We start from the raw sequence: 1,691 nt of genomic DNA, 5'->3' as shown, positions 1-1,691 counted from the left end.
ATGCTTGAAAGGAGGAAAATGGAGTGAACCGTATTACAGAAATAACAAAGCGAGATATTTTAGATTTATTTCAGAATGGATTAGAGATAGACGAATTTTTTCAAACCCGAACCGTTACTTATAATTATTATGGTCGCCTTGAAGAAATAGATTTTCTTAAAAGATTATATGATTTGGAGAGAATGCCAAGTTTTGATTCAAGATTTGCAAATGCAGAACAGGATATTTGGCAACATACAGTGAATAATGATGATTATCCATACTGTTGGGTTTTTGAAGACAAAAGATTCAATTTACAAGATGGTAGCGATGAAGTATATTTAAAATTTCTTTGTGAAGTATTTCACCCTGCTGTTCGATATGATAAGGGATACTGGAAAGAATTTTTAGTGGCAATTAACAAGCTATTACAAAATGACGGTTATGAGATTTACCCTGCTGAAAAAATATCCAATCGTGATGTTTATGGATGGAGAATATATCAGCAAGAAGATAATACGTTGTTTATTCCATATTCTCAACGAAATGCAAAGGACATAAAAGCAAAAAATATAGTATTGTCCATAAAGCGGAAAGCGAGAAATCAAATTTATCAGTTTCTGGAGCGATATAATATCGTATATCAAGCGACTGACGAAACGGGATGGAATTATAATACAACAGTAGCTGAGGATGTTTTTAATGAAATAAGGCAATTTTATGTGCCAATGTGTTATAATGATAAAAAAGAATATGTTGAAACTGCTGATTTGCAAGCATTCATACTTTCTAATTCTCCATTTTGTGTGTTGGACGCAATAGAGTTTTTTGCGAAACATAGTATCTCAGATGACTTTGAACCACAGATTAATGCTATATTAAAACTGAATGAGATACCATTTCAGCTTTCCAAGGGGAAGCTAATGAATACATTTGATACTCAGATAAATAAAAATTCATTAGTGTCTGTTCAAGAAGTAGGACTGAAAGAGTTATTACAAGAGGCTTCAAAATATTATGATGAAAACAATTTGCAAATTGCAGTGGAGAAACTTTGGGATGCATTTGAGAGACTAAAGACATATTACTGCTCATCGACTGTAGATAAGAAGAAATCGGTTAATAAGATTATAATGGATATGGGTAATAATCAACAGCCGTTTTTAGAATTATTTGAAAAGGAATTTCATGAGCTTACCATACTTGGCAATAATTTTAGAATTCGACACCATGAAACAACAAAAACGGATATTCAGGATAAAAGGCATTATGAATATTTTTATAAACGTTGCCTGTCTTTAATTTCAACCGCAATCCAGTATTTAGATGGAAGAAATTTATGATAGGAATGAGTTTTTATCAAAGTCTCCCAGTTATAGATTTGTATATTATTTTTCCGAAACTTATAATGAAGCTAAAGATGTGGAGGTGTGCTTATGAGAGAGAAATTTAATCATCTATATTTGGATAGCCACGAAAGAAAACTTTTGATACATAGCCTTGTAGAGTTAAAAAATCAGCTCATTCAGCAAGGCAGATATACGGATTGTGTTGACGAGTTTGTTTTTAAGGTCATAAATGCACCGACCAAGAGAATGAAAATTGAATATGTCTAAGGCAGATTACAAAGCCGCTTATTCTTATTGATTTTAAGAGTAGGCGGCTTTTTTGCGTTCTCTGGTACTGTTTACATAGCCACCTTGACAAAGTGG

2 protein-coding genes are annotated in these 1,691 nt (G+C 32.5%); both read left to right on the top strand.

The annotated features are described in order from the left end of the window. Positions 1-23: 23 nt before the first annotated feature. Positions 24-1,322, top strand: coding sequence for an AbiJ-related protein (locus tag GKE48_RS14435; RefSeq protein WP_178837160.1), 1,299 nt, complete (start codon positions 24-26; stop codon positions 1,320-1,322). A 93-nt stretch (positions 1,323-1,415) separates the two neighbouring features. After that, positions 1,416-1,595 (top strand): hypothetical protein, encoded by a 180-nt coding sequence (locus GKE48_RS14430; RefSeq protein ID WP_154301381.1) that lies wholly within the window; start codon positions 1,416-1,418, stop codon positions 1,593-1,595. The last annotated feature ends 96 nt before the right edge of the window (positions 1,596-1,691 follow it).

This window comes from Lachnospira eligens (genome assembly GCF_009680455.1).
Classification (GTDB): domain Bacteria; phylum Bacillota; class Clostridia; order Lachnospirales; family Lachnospiraceae; genus Lachnospira; species Lachnospira eligens_A.
This window is presented reverse-complemented; position numbering and strand designations above follow the sequence as displayed.

Excerpts from the sequence above, each read along its gene's own strand:
- GKE48_RS14430 (WP_154301381.1), top strand. The coding sequence starts at position 1,416 with ATGAGAGAGAAATTTAATCATCTATATTTGGATAGCCACGAAAGAAAA.